A 22,589-nucleotide genomic window follows, 5' to 3' on the forward strand; every position below is an offset into this window, starting at 1 on the left:
CGGCCGCCCCGGCCGCCGCCGCCCCGGCCCCGGTCCAGCCCGCCGCCCCGGTGGCCGCGCCCGCCGCTCCGGCCCCCGCGCCGGTGGCCGCGCCCGCCCCCGTCACCCCGGCCCCGGCGCCCGCCGCGACCGCCGGTGACGACGGCGCGTACGTGACCCCGCTGGTGCGCAAGCTCGCCGCCGAGAACGGCGTCGACCTGGCCGCCGTCAAGGGCACCGGCGTCGGCGGCCGCATCCGCAAGCAGGACGTCGTCGCCGCGGCCGAGGCCGCGAAGGCCGCCGTCTCGGTCCAGGCGCCCGCCGCCGCTGCCGCCCCGGCCGCCGCCAAGAAGGCCCCCGTCCTGGAGGTCTCCCCGCTGCGCGGCCAGACCGTCAAGATGACCCGCATCCGCAAGGTCATCGGCGACAACATGGTCAAGGCGCTGCACGAGCAGGCGCAGCTGTCCTCGGTCGTCGAGGTCGACATCACCCGCCTGATGAAGCTCCGCGCGCAGGCGAAGGACTCCTTCGCGGCCCGCGAGGGCGTCAAGCTCTCCCCGATGCCGTTCTTCGTGAAGGCGGCGGCCCAGGCGCTGAAGGCCCACCCGGTCATCAACGCCCGGATCAACGAGGCCGAGGGCACGATCACCTACTTCGACGCCGAGAACATCGGTATCGCGGTGGACTCGGAGAAGGGCCTGATGACCCCGGTCATCAAGGGCGCGGGCGACCTCAACATCGCCGGCATCTCGAAGGCCACGGCCGACCTCGCGGGCAAGGTCCGCGCGAACAAGATCACTCCGGACGAGCTGTCCGGCGCGACCTTCACCATCTCCAACACCGGCTCGCGCGGCGCGCTCTTCGACACGATCATCGTGCCCCCGAACCAGGTCGCGATCCTGGGCATCGGTGCCACGGTCAAGCGTCCGGCCGTCATCGAGACGGAGGAGGGCACCGTGATCGGCGTCCGCGACATGACGTACCTGACGCTCTCCTACGACCACCGTCTGGTGGACGGCGCCGACGCCGCCCGCTACCTGACCGCGGTCAAGGCGATCCTGGAGGCGGGCGAGTTCGAGGTCGAGCTCGGCCTGTAACCCGCACCGCTCGTACGCGGAACGCTGACGCGGCACCCCCGCCCGGGACTCCGGGCGGGGGTGCCGCGTTTCGTCGGGTCCGGACTCCCGCGACCGCCGTTCTTCCGCCGGCGCTCGCGTTCCGCGATCACATCGACGGTACGAATCCGGACTTCACCTGGTACGCGCCCGTACGGCCGGGAACACCCTGACAGCGTGTAAGTCTCGTCTCACCTGCGGGAAAGCGCCGCCATGCGCCCGACACCGACGGAGCCCCGGCCTTATTGTCTAAAGGTCAAACGCCCACGAGGGTTTCGCCGCCCCTCCCAAAGGAGCCTTCATGACCGCGCCCGTCGTCCACTCGCTGCGCGAACAGATCCGCGAGCACATCGTGGAGGGGATCGTCAGCGGGCGCTGGAAGCCGGGCGAGCGGATCGTGGAGCGGCGGATCGCCACCGAGCTGGAGGTCAGCCAGACGCCGGTGCGCGAGGCGCTGCGCGAGCTGGAGTCGCTGCGGCTGATCGAGTCGGCGCCGAACAAGGGCGTCCGGGTGCGGAACCTGACGGCGGCCGACCTGGAGGAGAGCTACCCCGTACGCGCCGGTCTGGAGGCCATCGCGGCGGAGCTGGCGGCGGGGAAGCTGGCGGAGGACTGCTCGGCCCTGGAGCCGCACGTGGCGGCGCTGTACGAGGCCGACCGGCTGGCCGACGGCACCGGCCAGGTGCGGCACACCGTGGCCTTCCACCGCGAGCTGGTCCGGGCGGCCGGGAACTCCGTCCTCCTGCACACCTGGGAGGGCCTGGGCATCGAGGTCTTCACGGCCCTGTCCATCCGCTGGCTCGGGACCGTGCAGCAGTCGTACGCGGAGGAGCACGAGGCCCTCGTGGACGCCTTCCGGCGGCGCGACCCGCTGATCGCCGACCTCGTCAAGGCCCACGTCCTCGGCTGCGCCCCGCGCCCCTGAGGGACGTCCCGACGGCTTCGGCGCAGGGGAGCGCGCCCCTGCTCAACCGTGCTCCCACCTGCGAGAACCGTCGATTTTCACGGCACCCGGTGCCCGACTTCAAGGCACCGCGTGCCGACTTTCCGATCTGAAGAGGATTTCCTCCGGAATCCTTTGATCGATCATCGATCAGGGGGTTACAGTCCTCGACGGGCTCCCACAAGAGCCCTCCGCCCTGTCCTGCCATAGACCAAGGGCACATCCCGAAAACCCCTTGCCGATGAGGGAACCCCCCTCCGCATCCGGAAGGCGGCGCAATGACCGACCCCACCGCAATCCAGCCGAGCGAGCTCGACCAGCTCCCGGACCGCGACCCCGAGGAGACCGCCGAGTGGCAGGCCTCCCTGGACGCCGTCACCCAGGCGGCCGGGCCGCACCGTGCCGCGTACCTGATGCGCCGCACGCTGGAGCGCGCCGAGGGCAACGGTCTCGCGCTGCCCAAGCTGCTCGAGACGGACTACGTCAACACCATCCCCACCGCCGCCGAGCCCGTCGTGGACGGCGACGAGGCGATGGAGGCCCGGATCACCGCGTGGAACCGCTGGAACGCGGCCGCGATGGTGACCCGGGGCGCGAAGCACGGCGTCGGCGGCCACATCGCCACCTTCGCCTCCGCGGCCTGGCTCTACGAGACCGGCTTCAACCACTTCTTCAAGGGCAAGGAGGGTGACGGGTCCGGCGACCAGCTCTACATCCAGGGCCACGCCTCCCCCGGCATCTACGCCCGCGCCTTCCTCGACGGCCGGCTGACCGAGCAGCACCTGGACAACTTCCGCCAGGAGTCGGGCGGCAACGGCCTCCCGTCGTACCCGCACCCGCGCCGGCTCCCCTGGCTGTGGGAGTTCCCGACCGTCTCCATGGGCCTCGGCCCGCTGTCGGCGATCTACCAGGCCCGCTTCAACCGGTACCTCACCAACCGCGGCATCAAGGACGTCTCCGCGTCCCACGTGTGGGCGTTCCTCGGTGACGGCGAGATGGACGAGCCCGAGTCGACCGCGGCACTCGCCCTGGCCTCCCGCGAGGGTCTGGACAACCTGACCTTCGTCATCAACTGCAACCTCCAGCGCCTCGACGGCCCGGTCCGTGCGAACTTCAAGATCGTGCAGGAGCTGGAGGCCCAGTTCCGCGGCGCCGGCTGGAACGTCGTGAAGTCGCTGTGGGGCTCGGCCTGGGACGAGCTGTTCCAGCTCGACACCACGGGCGCGCTCGTCCGCCGCCTGCGCCAGGTGCCCGACGCGCAGGTGCAGACGTACCAGACCCGCGACGCCGCCTACATCCGCCAGGACTTCTTCGGCTCCGACCCGGCGCTCGCCGAGATGGCGAAGCTGCTGAGCGACGACAAGATCCTCGAGTGCTTCCACCTCTCGCGCGGCGGCCACGAGTCGCGCAAGGTGTACGCGGCCTACCGCGCCGCCCTCGCCCACAAGGGCGCGCCGACGGTGATCCTGGCCCAGACGGTCAAGGGCCACACCCTCGGTCCGGGCTTCGCGTCGAAGAACGCCAACCACCAGATGAAGAAGCTGTCCACGGACGAGTTCAAGCAGATGCGTGACCTGCTCGAACTGCCCATCTCCGACAGCCAGTTCGTCGACGGCGTGGTGCCCTACGGCCACCCGGGCGCCGGCTCCCCCGAGGTCCGTTACCTCCAGGAGCGCCGCGCGGCCCTCGGCGGCCCGGCCCCGGCCCGCCGCACGCACGCCCTGGCCCCGCTGCCGGCCCCCGCCGACAAGACGTTCGCGTCCTTCGACAAGGGCTCCGGCTCGCAGAACGTGGCGACGACCATGGCGTTCGTCCGCCTGGTCAAGGACCTGGTCCGCGACAAGCAGACCGGCCGCCGCTGGGTGCCGATCGTCCCGGACGAGGCCCGTACCTTCGGTATGGAGTCGCTCTTCCCGTCGCTCGGCATCTACTCGCCCAAGGGCCAGACGTACGAGCCGGTCGACCGCGACCAGCTGATGTACTACAAGGAGGCCAAGGACGGCCAGATCCTCAACGAGGGGATCACCGAGGCCGGCTCCATGGCGGACTTCATCGCCGCGTCCACCGCGTACTCCACGCACGGCGAGGCGATGATCCCCTTCTACATCTTCTACTCGATGTTCGGCTGGCAGCGCACCGCCGACCAGATGTGGCAGCTCGGCGACCAGCTCGGCCGCGGCTTCCTCGTCGGCGCCACGGCCGGCCGCACGACCCTGACCGGTGAGGGCCTCCAGCACGCCGACGGCCACTCCCCCGTCATCGCGGCGACCAACCCGGCGGCGCTGTCCTACGACCCGGCGTTCGCCTACGAGATCGCGGCGATCGTCAAGGACGGTCTGCGCCGGATGTACGGCGAGGCGGCCCCGGGCGAGGACCCGGACGTCTTCTACTACCTGACCGTCTACAACGAGCCGATGCCGCAGCCCGCCAAGCCGGCCGGCGTCGACGAGGGCATCGTCAAGGGCCTGTACCGCTTCAACACGGCGGAGTCCGCGGGCCTGGACGTGGCCGCGGCGAACGCCCCGCGCATCCAGCTGATCGGCTCCGGAACGGCGATCCACTGGACCCTCGCGGCCCAGAAGCTGCTCGCCGAGGAGTGGGGCGTGGCCGCCGACGTGTGGTCCGCGACCTCCTGGACCGAGCTGCGCCGCGACGCGCTGGAGGCCGACGCGGCCCTGCTGCGCGGCGAGGAGCGGGTGCCGTTCGTCCGCCAGGCGCTGCACGGCGCCGAGGGCCCGGTGCTCGCGGTCTCCGACTACATGCGCCAGGTCCCGGACCAGATCGCGCAGTGGGTCGAGCAGGACTGGTCCTCGCTCGGTGCCGACGGCTTCGGCCTGTCCGACACCCGTGACGCGGCCCGCCGCCACTTCGGCGTGGACGCGCAGTCGATCGTCGTCGCCGCGCTGGCACAGCTCGCCCGCCGCGGCGAGGTCAAGGCGTCGGCGGTGAAGGAGGCCCGGGAGCGCTACGGCCTGTAGTGCCCGGGGTTGGACCCGGAGAGGGGGCACGGCGAACGCCGTGCCCCCTCTCGGCTTTCCCGGCCCCTCCGTCCCTCTGCCCCTTACCGGCCCTTTCCGGCCCGCCAGTCTCTTCCGCCCCTCCGCCCCTTTCCGGCCCGCCAGCCCCTTCCGTCCCTCCGGCTGCTTTCGTCCCTCTGGCTGCTTTCGTCCCTCCGGTCCCTTCGGCGGTCTCGCGGGGCCGGACGTCCGCCCGCCGGCTGTCAGTGGTGCCCGGCATCATGAACCCATGCGTGCCGCTCGTCTGATCAAGATGGTGCTGCTGCTCCAGACCCGCGCGGCGATGACCGCCGCCGAGCTGGCGCGGGAGCTGGAGGTGTCCGAGCGCACGGTCTCCCGGGACGCGCAGGCGCTGTCGGAGGCGGGGATCCCGGTCTACGCGGACCGGGGCCGGGCCGGCGGCTACCGCCTGGTCGGCGGGTACCGCACGCGGCTGACCGGACTGGCGCGCGGCGAGGCGGAGGCGCTGTTCCTGAGCGGGGTGCCGGGGGCACTGCGTGACATGGGCCTCCAGGACACGGCGTCGGCGGCCCGGCTGAAGGTGTCGGCGGCGCTGCTGCCCTCCGTACGGGACGCCTCGCGCTCGGCGGCGCAGCGCTTCCACCTGGACGCGCCCGCCTGGTTCAGCGAACCGCGGACGCCCGAGCTGCTGCCCGCGCTCGCGGACGCGGTGTGGGACGACCGCCAGGTCCTCGCGCGCTACCGGCGCGGCGCCTCGGAGGTGGAGCGGACGCTCGAACCGTACGGGCTCGTCCTGAAGGCCGGGCTCTGGTACCTGTGCGCGCGGGTGGCGGACGCGGAGGCCTTCCGGGTGTACCGGATCGACCGGTTCACCGCCGTCGAACCGGTCGCGGAGCGGTTCCGCCGGGACGAGGAGTTCGACCTGCCGGCGTTCTGGGAGGAGCGGGCCGAGGAGTTCGCCCGGTCGGTCCTGCGGTCCGAGGTCGTCGTACGGCTGTCCCCGGAGGGTGTGCGACAGCTTCCGTACGCTCTCGGCCCCGCCTCCGCGCAGGAGGGGATCGGCACGTCCGGGATCCCCGACGGGCGGGGCTGGGTGACCCTCACCCTGCCGGTCGAGTCCGAGGAGGTCGCCCGGGTGCAGCTGCGGGGGCTCGGGCCCGAGGTGGAGGTGCTCGCCCCGGCGGGGCTGCGGAAGCGCTGCGCCGAGGACGCGGCCGGAGCGGCGGCGCTCTACCGGTGATCGCGGACAGGTGATCACGGACAGGTGATCGCGAGCCCCGGACCGGCTCGTGGAACCGTCCGCGCCGCCCTCTCGAAAACCGCGCGGACCCGGCGGTTTTACCTTCGGCATGTGCATGCATAACAATCTGCGCCACTCCACGTGCGCCCCTCCCGCCCAGGCCCGATGCTGGACCCGTGATGGACGAGACGGAGTTCTGGCAGCTGGTGGACACGACCCGCGAGACTGCCGAGGGCGACCCCGAGGAACAGGCGGATCTGCTCGTCGAGCGGCTCGTCCAGCTGGACCCGGACTCCGTCCTGGACTTCGCCCGGCACTTCGAGTCCCGCTACAACCGCGCGTACCGCTGGGATCTGTGGGGCGCGGCCTGGGTGCTGCTCGACGGGGCCAGCGACGACGCCTTCGACTTCTTCCGGTGCTGGCTGATCGGCCAGGGCCGGGACGTCTTCGAGGGTGCGATGCACGACCCCGACACGCTCGCCGAGCTCCTGGACGACTTCGACGAGGAGATCGACGGCGACGGCGAGGAACTGGGGTACGCGGCCGACGAGGCCTACGAGCAGCTGACCGGCACCGTCGCACCCGCCCTGGGCATCCCGGCCGCGGCCGCCGAGCCCGAGGGGACCCCCCTCGAATTCGAGAACGAGTCCGTCATCGCGGAGCGCTACCCCAAGCTGTGGGACCGGTTCAGGGAGGACTGACGGGGACCGCGGGAGGCGGCGGGGCCCGGGGGGTCCGGCCCTCAGGGTCCGGCCCTCAGGCGGCGCCCGTCCGGCTCCGGGGCACGGCCGGCCGGCGCGCCGGGTCCTCGGGGACGTACGCCCGCGGCCCGTCCGCGCGCGCCGTGTGGTGCTGCGGGGCCGCGTTGGCCCGGTCCAGTGCCGACGCCGTGACCGCCGCCGGGCCCAGCACGACCGTCACCACGGCGCACACCACCGCCCACGGACCGCGCGCCGCCGCCACCCGGCCGCCTGTCGGTTCCACAGGCCGCGCGCCCGCCGTGCGCCCCGCGTGCGCCCCGCTTCCCGCGCGGTGCGCGGACTCCGTCCGACTGATCCTCATGGTCCCCGCCTCCGGTCGGTGCGTACGACGCCGTGCGACGACGTACGGCGACCGTAGGGCGCGCGGCTCTGGGGAGTCTGTGAGCGGCCGGGGGTACGCCTGTGACCGCCGGCGCCGGGGGGCCGGGAGGTCAGCGGCCCTGGTAGCGGGCGGCCAGGTCGCGGATCTCCGGGAGGCGGTCGCTGAGGGCGGCGCCCGGACAGCTGGTCATGAAGGCCGCGTCGTGGCCGGAGACGGTGGCGAGCACGGCGGCGGTGCCCGCGGCGTAGCGGCTGAGGCTGTTGCTGGAGACCAGGCGGACGGTGCCCCGGGGGTCCACGCCGACGAGCCCGAGCTTCCAGGCCACGAGACGGGCGATCGCGTCGGTCATCGCCTTCGGCACCTTCGACCCCGCCGTGAACGTGCCGATCGCGGCGATCCCGGCGGAGCGGTGGTTGAAGCCCTGGGTGTGCGCCCCGGTGACGGGCCGGTCGACCCCGCCCGCCCGGCCCTCGTAGATCGTGCCGCAGCGGTCGACGAGGAAGTTGTAGCCGATGTCGTCCCACTGCTTGGCGCCGGTCTGGCCCGCGTACACGTCGCGGATGATGCGGGGCGTCTCGGCGCAGTCGTAGCCGTTCGGGGAGTCGGTGTGATGGATGAAGACCGCCACGACGCGGTCGTCGTAGCGGGGCGGCGGCTGCTCGCGCGCGCTCGCGGCGTCGAGCCACTTCGACCGCGGTACCACGGGCGGCCGGGCGATGGGGCGGGGGACCGTGATCCGGGCCACGGCCGGCGGCGGTGCGGCGGGGGCACGGGCCGCCGTGCGGCCCACCCCGACCGTGCCCATCACCAGCGCCAGGGCGGCGAGCAGGCCGGGCACGCATCCGAGGAGGACGAGGAGCGGTCTCGGCCATCCGACCGGCGCACGCCGGCGCACTCCGGGGAGCACGGGAGCGTCGGCCTTCCGCCCCGGGCCGGTGCGAGCCTCGTGGGCGGAAGCCGCCGGACGTCCGTGGCGCCCGTGCCGGGCGGGGTGGGACGCCAGCCCCCCGCCGCTCCGTATTCGAGGTCCCCGCAGCTTCCGGAAGACACGCATGGAGCCACCCTGACCCGGATCCGCGCGGGCCGCGATGTGGGGTGTGCCACCTGGTGGAACCATCGTGCGTGTCCGGGACGTTTTTACGGGTCCACGGGTGTATGGCCGTTTCCACGGCACCGAACGCGCGTGGCTGATCACTGGGCCCGCCCTACGCGTACTAAGGGGCCCTAGAGAAAGGCGGCTCCGTGGACGTGCTCGACCTCCTGCTGATGCTGGTCATCCTGGTCTACGCGGCGTCCGGGTACCGCCGCGGCCTGGTGGCCGGCTGTGTCTCGCTGGCCGGCTTCGTGGGCGGCGCCGTCATCGGCGTATGGGTGCTGCCGTGGATGATGGAGCTGGTCACGGCGGGGACACCGGCGGCGACGGTGACGGCGGTGTTCACGGTGCTGCTGCCCGCCGTGGTGGGCCACGAGCTGGCCGGACGGCTGGCGCTGAAGCTGCGCCGCGAGCTGGACCAGGGGCCGCTGCGGGTGGCCGACGGTGTCGGCGGGGCCGCGGCGAACACGCTGGCCGTGCTGCTGGTGGCCTGGGTGGCGGCGAGCGTCCTGGGCGCGTCCTCCTCGACGGTGGTGACGCAGTCGATCCGCAACTCGGCGCTGCTGGGCGCCGTGCAGAACTCGATGCCGGAGACCACGCCGGCCTGGTTCTCGCGCGCGACCTCCGCCCTCACGGAGGCGGGCTTCCCGCAGGTCTTCAACCCGTTCGAGAACGAACCGACGGCGGGTGTCGCGAAGCCCTCCGGGGACAGCGTGACACCGGCCGCGACGAACGCCGCCAAGCTGAGCACCGTGAAGGTCGAGGGCAGCTCGGGCAACCAGGGCCGGGAGGGCAGCGGCTTCGTCTACGCGCCCCACCGCGTGATGACCAACGCGCACGTGGTGGCGGGCATCGACCGGCCGACCGTGCGGGTGGGCGGGGTCGGCCGCCCCTACCAGGCGCGGGTGGTCCTCTTCGATCCGCAGAGGGACGTCGCCGTCCTGTACGTGCCGGCCCTGCGCGCGCCCGTCCTCCACTTCGACGGGGTCGCCTCGCGCGGCGACTCCGCGGTGGTCGCGGGCTACCCCCAGGACGGCGGCCTCGACCTCCAGGCGGCCACCGTCGCGAGCCGCATCAACGCGACGGGCCAGAACATCTACAACACCGGCACGGTCACCCGCGAGGTCTACTCGATCCGCTCGACCGTCCGTCCCGGCAACTCCGGCGGTCCGCTCCTCACCACCGACGGCGAGGTGTACGGCGTGGTCTTCGCCCGTTCGACCTCGGACGACGAGACGGGTTACGTCCTGACCGCGCACGAGGTCGCGGGCGACGCCCGGAAGGCGGCGCACGCCACGGCCCGCGTGGACACGGGCGACCTCGTCACGTCCTGACCCGGGCGGCCACGGACGGCCCGCGCCCGTCGTCCGCCGACGGCGAGGAGTCAACGGACGGCCGGTGCCGCGGGCTCCCCGGGTGCCGCGACGGGACGGACGCCGCCCGCCGTGGCACCGCAACCGCAACCGGAACCGGTCAGAGCGGGCGCCCCATCAGGACGTCGTCCACGTAGACGCCGTCCAGCAGGAACTCACCGGGCAGGACTCCCTCGACGACGAACCCCTCGGACTCGTACAGCGTCCGCGCCGGGGTGTTGTGGCCGAGGACGCGCAGTGTGATGCGCCGGGCGCCCTGGCGGCGGCCCTCCTCGCACACCGCCCGCAGCAGCGCGCGGCCCACCCCGGCGCCCCGGGCCTCCTCGGCGACGGTCAGTCCGAGGATCTGGCGGACGTGCGCGTTGCAGGCCAGCGAGGTCGGGAAGCCCAGCCGGATGTATCCCACCAGGCGGCCGTCGAGCTCGGCGACGAGATGGTCCCGGGGGCCGAACCGCTCGCTGTAGAAGGGTTCGTACGGCGGTCTGGGGCGCGGCATGACCGCGTGCAGCGTGGACCAGGTGTCCCGGTCGAGCCGGCCGAGCCCGTCCTCGTCGTCCAGGGTGGCGGTGCGTATCCGCGGAGCAGCTGACATACCGGTCACTGTACGGCCGCCGCGCTGCGGTCCTTCCGTGAAGTCCGCGGCCGCGCGGGCAGGATGGTCCCATGAGCGACTCACCGCTGCCCCCGGGTTCCCGCATCGTGATCGCCGGCGCGTCCGGCCTGATCGGCTCCGCGCTGGCGCGCTCCCTGAGCGCCGAGGGCCACGAGGTGGTCCGGCTCGTGCGCCGTGAGCCGCGCTCGCCGCACGAGGTCCGATGGGATCCGCAGCGGCAGCGGATCGACGCGGTGGGGCTCATCGGCTGTGCCGCGGTGGTCAACCTGGCGGGGGCCCCGGTCGCGGGACGGCCCTGGACCCGCGCGTACAAGCGGATGATCCGGGACAGCCGGGTGCTGGGGACGGCGACGCTCGCGGAGGCGGTGGCGTCGCTGGACGAACCTCCGCGGGTCTTCGTCAACGGGAGCGCGATCGGGTTCTACGGCGACACGGACGACCGCGCGGTGGACGAGTCGGCACCTCCCGGGGCCGGGTTCCTGCCGTCCGTCTGTGTGGAGTGGGAGGAGGCGGCCGCTCCCGCGCAGGAGGCCGGGGTGCGCACGGTGTTCCCCAGGACCGGGCTCGTGGTGGCCCGCGAGGGCGGGGCCTGGGCCAGGCTGATCCCGCTGTTCCGGGCGGGGCTCGGGGGGCGGATGGGGAACGGACGCCAGTACTGGAGCTACATCGCGCTGCACGACGAGGTGGCCGCGATCCGGCACGTCCTCGACACGGAGTCCCTGTCCGGCCCGGTGAACCTGACCGCGCCCGACCCGCTCACCAACGGCGAGATCACCGACGCCATGGGCCGCGTCCTGCACCGCCCGACCCTGCTCACCGCCCCCGCCCCGCTCCTGCGCCTGGCCCTCGGCGACATGGCCGAGGACGTCCTGGGCAGCCAGCGCGTCCTGCCCACCCGTCTCCTGGAATCGGGCTTCGCCTTCGCGTTCCCCTCGATCGAGGGAGCGCTGCGGGCGGCGCTGGGCTGAGGGACGTCTCCCGGAGGGCGAGGGCCCCCGGGGCACGTGTGCCCGGCCGACGGGTCCGACCGTCCCCGCCGGCCGGGCACATGCACCCCCCATGCCCCCGTGCACGGCCGTCGCGCCACTTCCACCCCGTGGCCGGACCTCGCACCCTCGATCCGAACTCGGGCATCCCAGAAGCGTGTTGGGGGCATGACGTCCCCACCGGCCGCGCAACCTCGAGGAGGGGCACGTGCTAGAGCCCGCACGCCACACCGCGCACACGGCACAGATCGCGCAGGACGTCGACGTCGTCGTCGTGGGAGCCGGTGTCGCCGGCCTCGCGGCCGCACGACATCTGACCGGGGCGGGTCTGACGACCGCCGTCCTGGAGGCCGCCCCCCACGTGGGCGGCCGCATGTCCACGGAGAAGGTCGACGGCTTCCGGCTGGACCGGCTCGGCCGGCTCCTGTCCACCTCGTACCCGGAACTGCGCCACACCCCGGGCCTGGACGCCCTCGTCCTGTGCCCGTTCTCGCCGGGCGTGCTGCTGCACAGCGACGGCCACCGCCACCACACGGGCACGCCCGGCACTCCCCGGAGCGCGAGGGGCGCACTCACTACGGCGCGCGCCCTCGCGAGCGCCCCCCGGCTTCCGCTGTCCCGGCCCACGCGCGGAACCGCCCGCCCCGGACCGCTCGGCGGCCCCCTCGACCAGTCGCGTCTCAGCGCGGCCCTCGCGCGCCTGGCCTCCACCCCGCCGGAGCGCCTGCTCACCCGCCCGGACCTCACCGCGGCGAAGGCGCTGACCACCCGGGGGCTCCCGGCCCGTACGGCCGACGCCTTTCTGCGCCCCCTTCTCGCGGCCCTGCTCTGCGACCCGGAGCTGGGGACGTCGAGCCGCTGCGCCGACCTCGCGCTGCACTCCTTCGCGACGGGACGGCTCTGTCTGCCCGAAGGCGGCGCGGACGCGCTCCCCGAACTGCTCGCGGCCGCCCTTCCGCCCGGCACCGTGCACACGGGCGTCGAGGTCACCGCCGTCTCCACGACCCGTGTCACGACCAAGGACCACGGCGAACTCCGCTGCCGGGCCATCCTGCTGGCGACCGGGGCCCGCGCCGCCGCCCAGTTCCTGCCCGGGCTGCACGTCCCCGCCTTCCACCCGGTGACCGTCCTTCACCACACCACGGACGAACCGCCGCTCACCGAACCGGCGCTGCTCCTGGACGCCGACCGGAGCGGCCCGGTGGCGCACACCGCGGTCGTCAGCCAGGTCGACCCGGCCCGGGCGCCCGCGGGCCGCGCCCTGATCTCCTCGACCGTCCTCGGCACACCGCCCGCCGCGGCCCACCTGGACGTGGCGGTCCGCGCCCAACTGGCCCGTCTCTACGGCACGTCGACGTCCCGCTGGGAACTGCTGGCGGTCCATCACGAGCCCGAGGCGGTCCCGGCGATGCCGCCGCCGCACGACCTGCGCCGCCCCGTGCGGCTGCTCGCGGGCCTGTACGTGTGCGGTGACCACCGGGACACCAGCACGGTGCAGGGCGCGCTGCACTCGGCCCGGCGGGCCGCCCACGCCCTCCTGACGGACCTGGACGTCCGCCCGGCCGCCCCGTCGGCCGAGCCCCTGGAGTCCGCCGCCTGACCCCGCCCCTCCCCCACGACTCCGGCCCGGGACCCGTGGCTCCGGCGTCAGGTCCCGCAGCTCCGGCACGGGGCTCCGGAACTCCGGGACCGGCGCACGGGACCCGCGGGCCCACCGGGCCCGCGGGCTCCGGTCCTCCGGACGGGCGAACCCGGGCCTCGGGCGCGGAAACCCGGACCGCGGTCCGGTGAACCCCGGACCGCGGAGGCGCGGACCCGCTCCCGGCGGGCGGGCCCTGACCTCCGGAGAGAGGGCCCGCTCCCGGCGGGCAGACCCCGGCTCCGGCGGCCGGTCCCGGCCCGGAAGGCGGACCCGCGTCTCCGGGCGCCGGACACCCGCTCCGGCGGGCGGGCCCCACTCCCGCCCGCCGGACCCGGGCCTTCGACGGACGGACCCCGCCCCGGAAGGGCGACGCCCCCGGCGGACGGCCCCGGCTCCGGCGGGCCGGTTCGTGCGCACCGGAAGCGGATTCCCGCCCCGGTGCGCACACAGGGCTTCCCGGTCTCCGGCACCCCAGGCCGGAGACCGGGGACGGTCCGGCGGACCGTGCCGAGGACGCGGGGCCCGGCACACCCGTCCGCGCCCGCACGGCGGCACCGCGGACCCCGCCGGACAGGCCCTCGCTCAGCTCAGCGCGGCCACCTTGTCCCGGTAGCCGCGCACGGGGGCGGCGTCCTTGTACGGTTCGAGCCGCTTCTCGAAGTCCCGCACGTACTCGACGGCCCGCGCCGACCGCATCTCCGCCGCCTGTCCCGCGGCCTCCGCACCGAGCAGACAGGCCTGGTCGAGCTCCCCGAGCCCGAGCCGCGCCGAGGCCAGCACCACCCGGCAGAACAGCCGGCTGCGCGCGTAACCGGGCGCCCGCAGCTGGAGCGAACGTTCGGCGTGCTGGGCCGCCGCCCGGAACTGCTGGAGGTCCCGGTGGCAGTGCCCGAACTCGTCGGCGAGCTGGGCCTCGTCGAAGTACCGGGCCCAGTGCGGGACCTCGTCGCCGGCCCGGGACGCCTCCAGCGCGCGTTCGGCCCGGACCAGGGAGGCCGTGCAGGCCCGCACCTCGCCGAGCACCCCGTGGCCGCGCGCCTCGACCGCGTGCAGCAGCGCCTGCACGACCTGCGGGCCCCCCGAGCCGAGGCCCTGCTGCGCCACCCGCGCGAGCTGCACGGCCTCGCGCCCGTGCCCGAGGTAGACGGCCTGGCGGCTCATCGTGATGAGCACGTAGGAGCCGTACACCCGGTCACCGGCGGCCTGCGCCAGGCGCAGCGCCTGGACGAAGTACCGCTGCGCGAGTCCGTGCGCGCCGATGTCGTACGACGTCCAGCCGGCGAGCCGGGTGAGGTCGGCGGCGGCGGCGAACAGGTGCCGGCCGGTCTGCTCCCCGTAGGAGCCGCGCAGCATCGGCTCGGCCTCGTGCTCCAGGTAGCGGACCAGTGCCTGGCGGGCGTGGCCGCCGCCGTAGGCGTGGTCGAGGGCGCGGAAGAGTTCGCCGACCGAGCGGAGCGCGGCGATGTCCCCGCCGCTGACCCGCTGGCCCGGGCCCCGCTCGGTCCGGCCGCGGCGGGACGCGGGTCCCCCCTGCTCGGGCGGCGCCGTGAGCTTGGGCACGGCCGGGCGGCCCTGGGCGGGGATGCGGGCCGGCTGGTCGCCGCGGGCGACCCGGTCGTCGGCCCGGCCGATCAGCCAGTCCCGGCTGGGCACGACGAGCCCGGCCGGGGTGAAGGCGATCTTGCGGAGTTCGGCGTGGCTCCCGGAGTCCTTGCGCCACAGGCCGCTGACGATGTCCACGGCCTCCTCGGGGGTCGCGGCGAACTCCAGCCCCGCGTACACGGGCGCGCAGGCGTCGAGCCCGAGGTCCTGCGCGCTCAGACGCCGGCCGAGGCGGCGCGTGAACACCTCGGCGATGAGCGCGGGGGTGGTCCCGCGGGGCTGCTGGCCCCGCAGCCAGCGGGTCACCGATGTCTTGTCGTATCTCAGGTCCAGTCCGTGTTCCAGTCCGAGCTGGTCGACCCGGCGGGCGAGACCTGCGTTGGAGAACCCCGCTTCTGCGATGAGCGCGGCGAGCTGTCGATTGGGCGTGCGCTGCGCGGGTCGTTCCGTCATCTGCGGTGCGGTCTCCTGCCTTCGGGTCCCCAGGGGCGTCTCGGGGCGGCGTGAGAGCGTGCTTGCGCCTCCCCGAGACCCCCCTGTGCCCGGATTGCCTGTGAGCAGCCCTTATGGCCTCGTGAACGGCGCGAATGTAGCGGAGCGTGAGCACGTCATCGCACACATCGACACTCATTCATCCGATCGTGTGAGTATTGGCCGTCGAGCTGACGCGGTTCGGGCGGACGTACAGTGGCGTGGGCGCGCCACGGACCTGACGAAAGGTTCCTTCGCGTGCCCCGCACGGGGACCACCACGTGCCCGAGGAAGCTTCTAGGGAGGCGCTTGCCGTGAGTGAGTTGCGGTTCGTCCGCATGGGATTCGGTGCCGAGGCCGTCGAGTACCAGGAGGCGTGGGACGAGCAGCGGCGCGTGCACGCCGCCCGGTTCCTGGACGAGGTTCCCGACACCTGCCTGCTCCTGGAGCACCCCCCGGTCTACACCGCGGGCCGGCGCACGGCGGACAACGAGCGGCCCCTGGACGGCACGCCCGTCGTCGACGTGGACCGCGGCGGCAAGATCACCTGGCACGGTCCGGGCCAGCTGGTCGGCTACCCCATCCAGAAGCTCCCGCGTCCCGTGGACGTCGTAGCGCACGTACGCCGTCTGGAAGAGGCGCTCATCCGCACCTGCGCGGAGTTCGGGCTGGAGACGAGCCGGGTCGAGGGGCGCAGCGGCGTCTGGGTCCTCGGGGACGCCAAGGACCCCGCCCAGGGCGCCTCCGCGCTCGGGGGCCTCTCCCTCGACTTCGACCCGAGGCTGACGGACGAGGAGTTCGATCCGAGGCTCAACGGCCCGGAGTACGCCCCGTCCAACGCGGGCCAGCGCCGCGAGGACCGCAAGATCGCCGCGATCGGCATCCGCGTCGCCAAGGGCGTCACCATGCACGGCTTCGCGCTGAACGTGAACCCGGACAACGCCTGGTTCGACCGGATCATCCCGTGCGGCATCCGTGACGCGGGCGTCGCCTCCCTCGCGGGCGAGCTGGGCCGCGACGTGACCATCGCCGAGGTCCTGCCGGTGGCCGAGAAGCACCTGAGGGACGTCCTGGCGAACGCGGACCTGAAGCCGCGCGTCGTGGAACGCGCGCCGGCCTAGACCCCGCACACCCCTGGCGCGAGCCCTCCGGGAATGCACCCCCGCTCCCGAAGGTTGCCCACGTCGGGGGCCGAGCACCGCACGGGCGTACTCTGGTGTACGCCGAAGAATCGAAGCTACAGGGAGCCGATGTGTCCGCAGTCGCACCCGACGGACGCAAGATGCTGCGCCTGGAGGTCCGGAACAGCCAGACCCCCATCGAGCGCAAGCCCGAGTGGATCAAGACCCGGGCGAAAATGGGCCCCGAGTACACGAAGATGCAGGGCCTGGTGAAGAGCGAGGGCCTGCACACGGTCTGCCAGGAGGCGGGCTGTCCCAACATCTACGAGTGCTGGGAGGACCGCGAGGCCACCTTCCTCATCGGCGGTGACCAGTGCACGCGGCGCTGCGACTTCTGCCAGATCGACACCGGCAAGCCGGAGGCCCTCGACCGGGACGAGCCGCGCCGTGTCGGCGAGTCCGTCGTCACGATGGACCTGAACTACGCCACCATCACCGGCGTCGCCCGCGACGACCTGGAGGACGGCGGCGCCTGGCTGTACGCGGAGACGGTCCGCCAGATCCACGCGCAGACGGCGGGCCGCGAGGCCGGCCGCACCAAGGTCGAACTGCTCGCCCCGGACTTCAACGCCGAGCCCGAGCAACTCGCCGAGGTCTTCTCCTCGCGCCCCGAGGTGTTCGCGCACAACGTCGAGACGGTCCCGCGGATCTTCAAGCGGATCCGTCCGGGCTTCCGCTACGAGCGCTCGCTCAAGGTCATCACCGAGGCCCGGGACTACGGTCTGGTCACGAAGTCGAACCTGATCCTCGGCATGGGCGAGACCCGCGAGGAGGTCAGCGAGGCGCTCCAGCAGCTGCACGAGGCGGGCTGCGAGCTCATCACGATCACGCAGTACCTGCGCCCCTCCGTGCGCCACCACCCCGTGGAGCGCTGGGTCAAGCCGCAGGAGTTCGTGGAGCTCAAGGAAGAGGCCGAGGAGATCGGCTTCTCCGGCGTCATGTCGGGACCGCTGGTCCGCTCCTCGTACCGGGCCGGCCGCCTGTACCAGATGGCCGTCGAGAAGCGCGGCGCGTACGTCGCCTCCCAGGCGGTCTGATCCCCCGAACGGCACACGTTGCGAAAGGAAAGCGGTGGCACTCGGTGCCACCGCTTTCGTGTGAATCCGCGCACAAGCAACTCGCCCTCCACAACGGCCCGTTCACACCCCTTCACAGCATCCCCGCAGTTGAACGGCGCATCAGGAACAGGGCGGGAAAAGGACCCGCCGCATCAAGGCTTCATTGGTGTTTGACCGCTCGGTCACGTACTGGTAACACCAATCAGTGACTCTGGTTCCACGTCACCACACGTCCCCGTCCGAGCTGTCGATCCCGAGGGGGGATCTTCATCATGCAGGCCGCGCCCGTACGCGCCACCGCGATTCCGTCGTTCACCGATGCACTGCGTGCCGTCGAGTCGCTGCTCATGAGCAGCGGGCAGCGCACCGCCCGCCGCAACGCCTGGACCTCCGTCCTGGAGGACCGCCGCCGCGCCAAGGACCGGGTCGAGGCGCAGCGCGTGCTGGAGTCCGTCTCGCACTCCTGAACGACACGCCTCCGGCCACCGTTCCCCGGCAGAGCGGTCCAGCTCACTCCGTACTGCCGTCGTCCGCGCTTCCCGGGCCACGTAGACTCGTGGGCATGGCGAGGAAGGAAACCGCAGCGGACGCTGCGAACCCCGGGCGACTCAAGCAGATCGCTCTGACGTACAAAATGACCCGCAAGGCCGATTCCAAGATCGGTCTTGTACTCGCGGCTGTCGGAATTCTCACCCTCGGTGTCTTCCTCGCGATCGGATTCTTGATCGGCCACCCGGTCTATCTCGGAATTCTCGGGCTTCTGCTCGCCTTCCTCGCGACGGCGATCGTCTTCGGGCGCAGGGCCGAGCGAGCAGCCTTCGGGCAGATGGAAGGACAGCCGGGCGCGGCCGCGGCGGTGCTCGACAACATCGGCCGGGGCTGGACCACGACCCCGGCGGTGGCGATGAACCGCAACCAGGACGTGGTGCACCGCGCGGTCGGCAAGGCCGGCATCGTGCTGGTCGCCGAGGGCAACCCGAACCGGGTCAAGACCCTGCTGGCCGCCGAGAAGAAGAAGATGGCGCGGATCGTCGCGGACGTCCCGGTGCACGACATCCTCGTGGGCACCGGTGAGGGCCAGGTCGAGCTGAAGAAGCTCCGCACGACGATGCTGAAGCTGCCGCGCGTGCTCGCCGGCCCCCAGGTGACCGCGACCAACGACCGGCTGCGCGCGATGGGCGACCTGATGAGCAACATGCCCCTGCCGAAGGGCCCGATGCCCAAGGGCATGCGGATGCCGCGGGGTGGCCCGAGGCGGTGACGCTCGCGCGTCGGCCTGACCAGTTCCTACGGTGATGGGGTGCCCGGAGATCTCCGGGCACCCCATCACCGTTCGCACACCACCCTCACCGGGCGCGGCCCCCGTCGGCCGCACCGGGCCGTACCTCGCCATGAGCGGGACACCTCGGCCACACCGGGCCGCCCCCGCCCAGGACACATCACACCGACCGCACCGGGCTGCTCCTCGCCGGGGGACCACCTCGGCCGTGCGCCGGGCCGGGCCCTGAGCCGGGCGGGGCTCGCCAGCCGTACTGGCCCCTCTCGCGCGAGGACAGCCATAGGAGCTGCCTCCTTCACCGGGGGCGGATCACCATGGCAGTGCCGGGCCGGGCCCTCAAGCCGGGCGGGGCTCGTCGGCTGCACCGGACACCCCCTCTCGCGGGGGCGGAACGGCCGTACGAGCCGTCCCCCTCGCCGGGAGCGAAACACCTCGGCCGCAGCAAGCCGGGCCCTCGCCGGAGGCGGGTCGCTTCGGCCGTGCCATGCCGGGCGGGCCCTCGTCGGGGGTGGATCGTTTTCGGCGGGCGGGGTCCCTCGGCGGGGTGGGGTGCCTTCGTCCCGGGGACGGTCTCCACCGGGGCCGCACGTCGCGGTGCGGCGGCGGGCCGCCCTCCCGGGTGCGGCGCATCACCCTCGCCGGGGCGGAGCGGTCCTCTGCGTCCTGGCGGGGGCGTCCCCCTCAGGCCGGGGTGCCGGGCCCCGTTCCCGGGGGCCCGGGATCAGATGCGGACCTCGATCGTGCGGGCCAGGCGGTCGTGGAGGCCTCGGCCGTCGCGGTCCCAGATCAGGGCCGGGACGGCCACGCACAGGAGCACGGTGCGCAGCAGGACGCGCAGCGGGTTCGGCCGGCCACCGCCCTCGGCCACGACACGCAGGCCCAGCAGCCGCTTGCCCGGAGTGAAGCCGACGGTACCGACCGTGAGGACTCCGAGGGCGAAGAAGACGAGCAGGGCCCAGTTGCCAGTAGCCTGGTCATAGCCGTCGGTGAGCAGCCCGTATGCGATCAGGAGGCACAGGCCCCAGTCGACGGCGAGGGCGGCCAGACGGCGGCCCGGGCGGGCGATCGAGCCCGGTCCGTGCTCCGGGAGACCGAGCTGTTCGCCCCGGTATCCGAAGTCGACACCGGCTTCCTCCGCCGCCGCGCGGGGGCCGGAGAGCCACGATCCGATTGCTTGCCTGTTGTCCACCCGTCCAAGGTACTGTGCCCGTTTTGCCATACGGACAGGAGGGGCCCGCGGGGCCGAGGTCGGTTAACTTGGGCGAAACAAATGGGTCACGCTGGAGAAATCCCCCGTCCCTATGGTCGGCCCCAGCGTGTGCCACCGCACTGGCCGCACGAACGAACTACCACCCCGTTCACTGCGGGCGGGAGTAGGAGGAGCTGGATGTTCCAGAACGCCGACGAGGCCAAGAAGTTCATCGCGGACGAGGACGTCAAGTTCGTCGATGTCCGTTTCTGCGACCTGCCGGGTGTGATGCAGCACTTCACGATCCCGGCCGAGGCCTTCGACCCGGCGGAGGAGCTCGCCTTCGACGGCTCCTCCATCCGCGGCTTCCAGGCCATCCACGAGTCCGACATGGCGCTCCGCGCCGACCTGTCCACCGCGCGCGTCGACCCCTTCCGCCGCGACAAGACGGTCAACATCAACTTCTTCATCCACGACCCGATCACGGGCGAGCAGTACTCCCGTGACCCGCGCAACGTGGCCAAGAAGGCCGAGGCCTACCTCGCGTCGACCGGTATCGCCGACACCGCGTACTTCGGCCCCGAGGCCGAGTTCTACGTGTTCGACAGCGTGCGCTTCAAGACCGCCGAGAACGAGTCCTTCTACCACATCGACTCCGAGGCCGGCGCCTGGAACACCGGTGCCCTCGAGGACAACCGCGGTTACAAGGTCCGCTACAAGGGCGGCTACTTCCCGACCCCGCCGGTCGACCACTTCGCCGACCTGCGTGCCGAGATCTCCCTGGAGCTGGCCAACTCCGGCCTCCAGGTCGAGCGCCAGCACCACGAGGTGGGCACCGCCGGCCAGGCGGAGATCAACTACAAGTTCAACACGCTGCTCGCCGCGGCCGACGACCTCCAGCTCTTCAAGTACATCGTGAAGAACGTCGCCTGGCGCAACGGCAAGACCGCGACCTTCATGCCGAAGCCGATCTTCGGTGACAACGGCTCGGGCATGCACGTCCACCAGTCGCTGTGGAGCGGCGGTTCCCCGCTGTTCTACGACGAGGCCGGTTACGCGGGCCTGTCGGACATGGCCCGCTACTACATCGGCGGCATCCTCAAGCACGCCCCGTCGCTGCTGGCCTTCACCAACCCGACGGTGAACTCGTACCACCGCCTGGTCCCCGGCTTCGAGGCCCCGGTCAACCTGGTCTACTCGCAGCGCAACCGCTCCGCGGCCATGCGCATCCCGATCACGGGCTCGAACCCGAAGGCCAAGCGCGTCGAGTTCCGCGCGCCCGACTCCTCCGGCAACCCGTACCTGGCGTTCGCGGCCCTGCTGATGGCCGGTCTGGACGGCGTCAAGAACAAGATCGAGCCGGCCGAGCCGATCGACAAGGACCTGTACGAGCTGGCTCCCGAGGAGCACGCGAACGTCGCCCAGGTCCCGACCTCGCTCCCGGCGGTCCTCGACTCGCTGGAGCGCGACCACGAGTTCCTGCTCGCGGGCGACGTCTTCACGTCCGACCTGATCGAGACGTGGATCGACTACAAGCGCACCAACGAGATCGCGCCTCTCCAGCTGCGTCCGCACCCGCACGAGTTCGAGCTGTACTTCGACGTGTAAACCCGTCGCTCCAGCCGCACACGTCACCGGCCGCGTCCTTCCTCCGGGAAGGGCGCGGCCGGCGCGTTCCTCCCCCGGCGGGGGCCGGTGCGAGGCCGTACGCACGGGGACGTTCTTTGCCCGCCGCGGGGCCGATCGGCACCCGCCCATGGGAATCCGCGGGCGCACAATGGAGAACGGGACGAGTGCCCGACTGCGGGGTGGTGCGAGATGCGGAGCCGGTTCCGGAACGATCGGCAGCTGACCGTGCGGATGACGGTCACGCTGTTCCTGCTCGGATTGCTGTACGTGGCCTTCGTCGCCGCGTTGATCGTGTTGCTGAAGTCGTGGGTGCTGGTCGTCGTGATCGCGGCCGGGGTGCTGATCGCGCAGTACTGGTTCTCGGACCGGATCGCGCTGTACGCCATGCACGGACGGATCGTGGAGCGCGAGGAGCACCCGCAGCTGCACGGTGTCGTCGACCGGCTCTGTGCCGTGGCCGACATGCCGAAGCCGCTGGTCGCCGTGTCGGACATCGACATGCCGAACGCGTTCGCCACGGGGCGCAACGCCGATCACGCGGTGCTGTGCGTGACCACCGGGCTGCTGCGCCGGCTGGAGCCCGACGAGCTGGAGGGCGTCCTCGCGCACGAGCTGTCGCACGTGGCGCACAAGGACGTCGCCGTGATCACCGTGGCGTCCTTCCTCGGGGTGCTCGCCGGGCTGATGGTCCGGTTCGCGTTCTACTCGCAGCTCTTCGGCGGGCGGGGCAACAAGGACCAGAACACCGCCGCGGTCTTCCTGGCGGTGATGACGGTGTCCGCAGCCGTGTACGCGATCAGTTTCATGCTGATCAGGGCGCTCTCCCGGTACCGCGAACTGGCCGCCGACCGTGCCGCGGCCCTGCTCACCGGCCGCCCCTCGGCGCTGGCGTCCGCGCTGACCAAGGTGACCGGGGACATCGGCCGGATCCCGACCAAGGACCTGCGGACCGCGCAGGCCTTCAACGCGTTCTACTTCACCCCCGCGCTCGGCGCCCAGCCGGGCATCGCCAACCTGTTCTCGACCCACCCGAGCCTGGAGCAGCGGCTCGAACAGCTGGCCCGCATCTCCGCCGAGCTGGGCGAGGCCGCGGTGCCGGACACGAGCACCCCGACTCCCGGAGAGGCTCTCTGAC

Annotated in this window: 19 protein-coding genes; 14 read left to right on the plus strand and 5 right to left on the minus strand. The window is 72.7% G+C overall.

Annotated features, from left to right (window positions below):
- From sucB to CW362_RS31715, 5 genes are all read left to right on the plus strand, one after another.
- Positions 1 to 1,076, plus strand: a 1,076-nt coding sequence (gene sucB / locus CW362_RS31695; RefSeq protein WP_103553039.1) for a 2-oxoglutarate dehydrogenase, E2 component, dihydrolipoamide succinyltransferase, incomplete at its 5' end; no start/stop codon positions are given.
- Positions 1,077 to 1,395: 319 nt separating this feature from the next.
- Positions 1,396 to 2,019, plus strand: coding sequence for a GntR family transcriptional regulator (locus tag CW362_RS31700; protein WP_103553040.1), 624 nt, complete (start codon positions 1,396 to 1,398; stop codon positions 2,017 to 2,019).
- A gap of 296 nt (positions 2,020 to 2,315) precedes the next feature.
- Entirely contained in the window at positions 2,316 to 5,015 is a 2,700-nt protein-coding gene (gene aceE, locus CW362_RS31705) for a pyruvate dehydrogenase (acetyl-transferring), homodimeric type (RefSeq protein WP_103553041.1), read from the plus strand.
- Positions 5,016 to 5,283: 268 nt separating this feature from the next.
- Positions 5,284 to 6,255: a helix-turn-helix transcriptional regulator gene (locus tag CW362_RS31710; RefSeq protein WP_103553042.1), complete on the plus strand. Its 972-nt coding sequence runs from the start codon at positions 5,284 to 5,286 to the stop codon at positions 6,253 to 6,255.
- Between the two features lie 179 nt (positions 6,256 to 6,434).
- A complete protein-coding gene (locus CW362_RS31715) occupies positions 6,435 to 6,956 on the plus strand; it encodes a DUF4240 domain-containing protein (RefSeq protein WP_103553043.1) in 522 nt (173 codons plus the stop codon).
- A gap of 55 nt (positions 6,957 to 7,011) precedes the next feature.
- On the opposite strand, the gene CW362_RS31720 is transcribed toward CW362_RS31715, so the two are convergent.
- A complete protein-coding gene (locus CW362_RS31720; protein WP_376450384.1) occupies positions 7,012 to 7,317 on the minus strand; it encodes a hypothetical protein in 306 nt (101 codons plus the stop codon).
- Positions 7,318 to 7,447: 130 nt separating this feature from the next.
- The gene (locus tag CW362_RS31725; protein ID WP_240658136.1) at positions 7,448 to 8,143 is read right to left on the minus strand and encodes a peptidoglycan recognition protein family protein; all 696 of its coding nucleotides are present in this window, start codon (positions 8,141 to 8,143) and stop codon (positions 7,448 to 7,450) included.
- A gap of 437 nt (positions 8,144 to 8,580) precedes the next feature.
- Between CW362_RS31725 and CW362_RS31730 the strand changes: the two genes are divergently transcribed.
- Positions 8,581 to 9,765 (plus strand): MarP family serine protease, encoded by a 1,185-nt coding sequence (locus tag CW362_RS31730; RefSeq protein ID WP_103553045.1) that lies wholly within the window; start codon positions 8,581 to 8,583, stop codon positions 9,763 to 9,765.
- Positions 9,766 to 9,904: 139 nt separating this feature from the next.
- On the opposite strand, the gene CW362_RS31735 is transcribed toward CW362_RS31730, so the two are convergent.
- Positions 9,905 to 10,396 (minus strand): GNAT family N-acetyltransferase, encoded by a 492-nt coding sequence (locus tag CW362_RS31735; RefSeq protein ID WP_103553046.1) that lies wholly within the window; start codon positions 10,394 to 10,396, stop codon positions 9,905 to 9,907.
- Positions 10,397 to 10,467: 71 nt separating this feature from the next.
- Here CW362_RS31735 and CW362_RS31740 point away from each other — a divergent pair, with 71 nt between their 5' ends.
- The gene (locus CW362_RS31740) at positions 10,468 to 11,385 is read left to right on the plus strand and encodes a TIGR01777 family oxidoreductase (RefSeq protein WP_103553047.1); all 918 of its coding nucleotides are present in this window, start codon (positions 10,468 to 10,470) and stop codon (positions 11,383 to 11,385) included.
- Between the two features lie 226 nt (positions 11,386 to 11,611).
- On the plus strand, positions 11,612 to 13,003 hold the full coding sequence (locus tag CW362_RS31745; protein WP_240658135.1) for an NAD(P)/FAD-dependent oxidoreductase: 1,392 nt from the start codon (positions 11,612 to 11,614) through the stop codon (positions 13,001 to 13,003).
- 624 nt (positions 13,004 to 13,627) lie between these two features.
- Here CW362_RS31745 and CW362_RS31750 read toward each other — a convergent pair.
- On the minus strand, positions 13,628 to 15,100 hold the full coding sequence (locus tag CW362_RS31750) for an NsdA family TPR-like regulatory protein (RefSeq protein WP_103553048.1): 1,473 nt from the start codon (positions 15,098 to 15,100) through the stop codon (positions 13,628 to 13,630).
- Positions 15,101 to 15,432: 332 nt separating this feature from the next.
- Here CW362_RS31750 and lipB point away from each other — a divergent pair, with 332 nt between their 5' ends.
- From lipB to CW362_RS31770, 4 genes are all read left to right on the plus strand, one after another.
- Positions 15,433 to 16,239 (plus strand): lipoyl(octanoyl) transferase LipB, encoded by an 807-nt coding sequence (lipB, locus tag CW362_RS31755; RefSeq protein ID WP_103553049.1) that lies wholly within the window; start codon positions 15,433 to 15,435, stop codon positions 16,237 to 16,239.
- 131 nt (positions 16,240 to 16,370) lie between these two features.
- Positions 16,371 to 17,336, plus strand: a complete 966-nt coding sequence (gene lipA / locus CW362_RS31760) for a lipoyl synthase (protein WP_103553050.1) — start codon at positions 16,371 to 16,373, stop codon at positions 17,334 to 17,336.
- Positions 17,337 to 17,629: 293 nt separating this feature from the next.
- Positions 17,630 to 17,824 carry an SCO2195 family GlnR-regulated protein gene (locus tag CW362_RS31765; protein ID WP_103553051.1) on the plus strand — a complete coding sequence of 65 codons (195 nt, stop codon included), beginning with the start codon at positions 17,630 to 17,632 and terminating at the stop codon, positions 17,822 to 17,824.
- 95 nt (positions 17,825 to 17,919) lie between these two features.
- Entirely contained in the window at positions 17,920 to 18,618 is a 699-nt protein-coding gene (locus tag CW362_RS31770; RefSeq protein ID WP_103553052.1) for a DUF4191 domain-containing protein, read from the plus strand.
- A gap of 739 nt (positions 18,619 to 19,357) precedes the next feature.
- Here the strand turns inward: CW362_RS31770 and CW362_RS31775 are convergent.
- Positions 19,358 to 19,825 carry an RDD family protein gene (locus CW362_RS31775; protein WP_103553053.1) on the minus strand — a complete coding sequence of 156 codons (468 nt, stop codon included), beginning with the start codon at positions 19,823 to 19,825 and terminating at the stop codon, positions 19,358 to 19,360.
- Positions 19,826 to 20,023: 198 nt separating this feature from the next.
- Between CW362_RS31775 and glnA the strand changes: the two genes are divergently transcribed.
- Both glnA and htpX read left to right on the plus strand, forming a co-directional pair.
- Positions 20,024 to 21,433 carry a type I glutamate--ammonia ligase gene (gene glnA / locus CW362_RS31780; protein ID WP_103553054.1) on the plus strand — a complete coding sequence of 470 codons (1,410 nt, stop codon included), beginning with the start codon at positions 20,024 to 20,026 and terminating at the stop codon, positions 21,431 to 21,433.
- Positions 21,434 to 21,643: 210 nt separating this feature from the next.
- Complete coding sequence (gene htpX / locus CW362_RS31785; RefSeq protein WP_103553055.1) at positions 21,644 to 22,588, plus strand: zinc metalloprotease HtpX; 945 nt, start codon at positions 21,644 to 21,646, stop codon at positions 22,586 to 22,588.
- Position 22,589: the final 1 nt, after the last annotated feature.

Origin of the sequence: Streptomyces populi, from assembly GCF_002911015.1 — a bacterium.
In the GTDB taxonomy this organism is placed as follows: Bacteria; Actinomycetota; Actinomycetes; order Streptomycetales; family Streptomycetaceae; genus Streptomyces; species Streptomyces populi.

Excerpts from the sequence above, each read along its gene's own strand:
- CW362_RS31700 (WP_103553040.1), top strand. The coding sequence starts at position 1,396 with ATGACCGCGCCCGTCGTCCACTCGCTGCGCGAACAGATCCGCGAGCAC.
- aceE (WP_103553041.1), top strand. The coding sequence starts at position 2,316 with ATGACCGACCCCACCGCAATCCAGCCGAGCGAGCTCGACCAGCTCCCG.
- CW362_RS31710 (WP_103553042.1), top strand. The coding sequence starts at position 5,284 with ATGCGTGCCGCTCGTCTGATCAAGATGGTGCTGCTGCTCCAGACCCGC.
- CW362_RS31715 (WP_103553043.1), top strand. The coding sequence starts at position 6,435 with ATGGACGAGACGGAGTTCTGGCAGCTGGTGGACACGACCCGCGAGACT.
- CW362_RS31720 (WP_376450384.1), bottom strand. The coding sequence starts at position 7,317 with ATGAGGATCAGTCGGACGGAGTCCGCGCACCGCGCGGGAAGCGGGGCG.
- CW362_RS31725 (WP_240658136.1), bottom strand. The coding sequence starts at position 8,143 with ATGGGCACGGTCGGGGTGGGCCGCACGGCGGCCCGTGCCCCCGCCGCA.
- CW362_RS31735 (WP_103553046.1), bottom strand. The coding sequence starts at position 10,396 with ATGTCAGCTGCTCCGCGGATACGCACCGCCACCCTGGACGACGAGGAC.
- CW362_RS31740 (WP_103553047.1), top strand. The coding sequence starts at position 10,468 with ATGAGCGACTCACCGCTGCCCCCGGGTTCCCGCATCGTGATCGCCGGC.
- CW362_RS31750 (WP_103553048.1), bottom strand. The coding sequence starts at position 15,100 with ATGACGGAACGACCCGCGCAGCGCACGCCCAATCGACAGCTCGCCGCG.
- CW362_RS31765 (WP_103553051.1), top strand. The coding sequence starts at position 17,630 with ATGCAGGCCGCGCCCGTACGCGCCACCGCGATTCCGTCGTTCACCGAT.
- CW362_RS31770 (WP_103553052.1), top strand. The coding sequence starts at position 17,920 with ATGGCGAGGAAGGAAACCGCAGCGGACGCTGCGAACCCCGGGCGACTC.
- glnA (WP_103553054.1), top strand. The coding sequence starts at position 20,024 with ATGTTCCAGAACGCCGACGAGGCCAAGAAGTTCATCGCGGACGAGGAC.
- htpX (WP_103553055.1), top strand. The coding sequence starts at position 21,644 with ATGCGGAGCCGGTTCCGGAACGATCGGCAGCTGACCGTGCGGATGACG.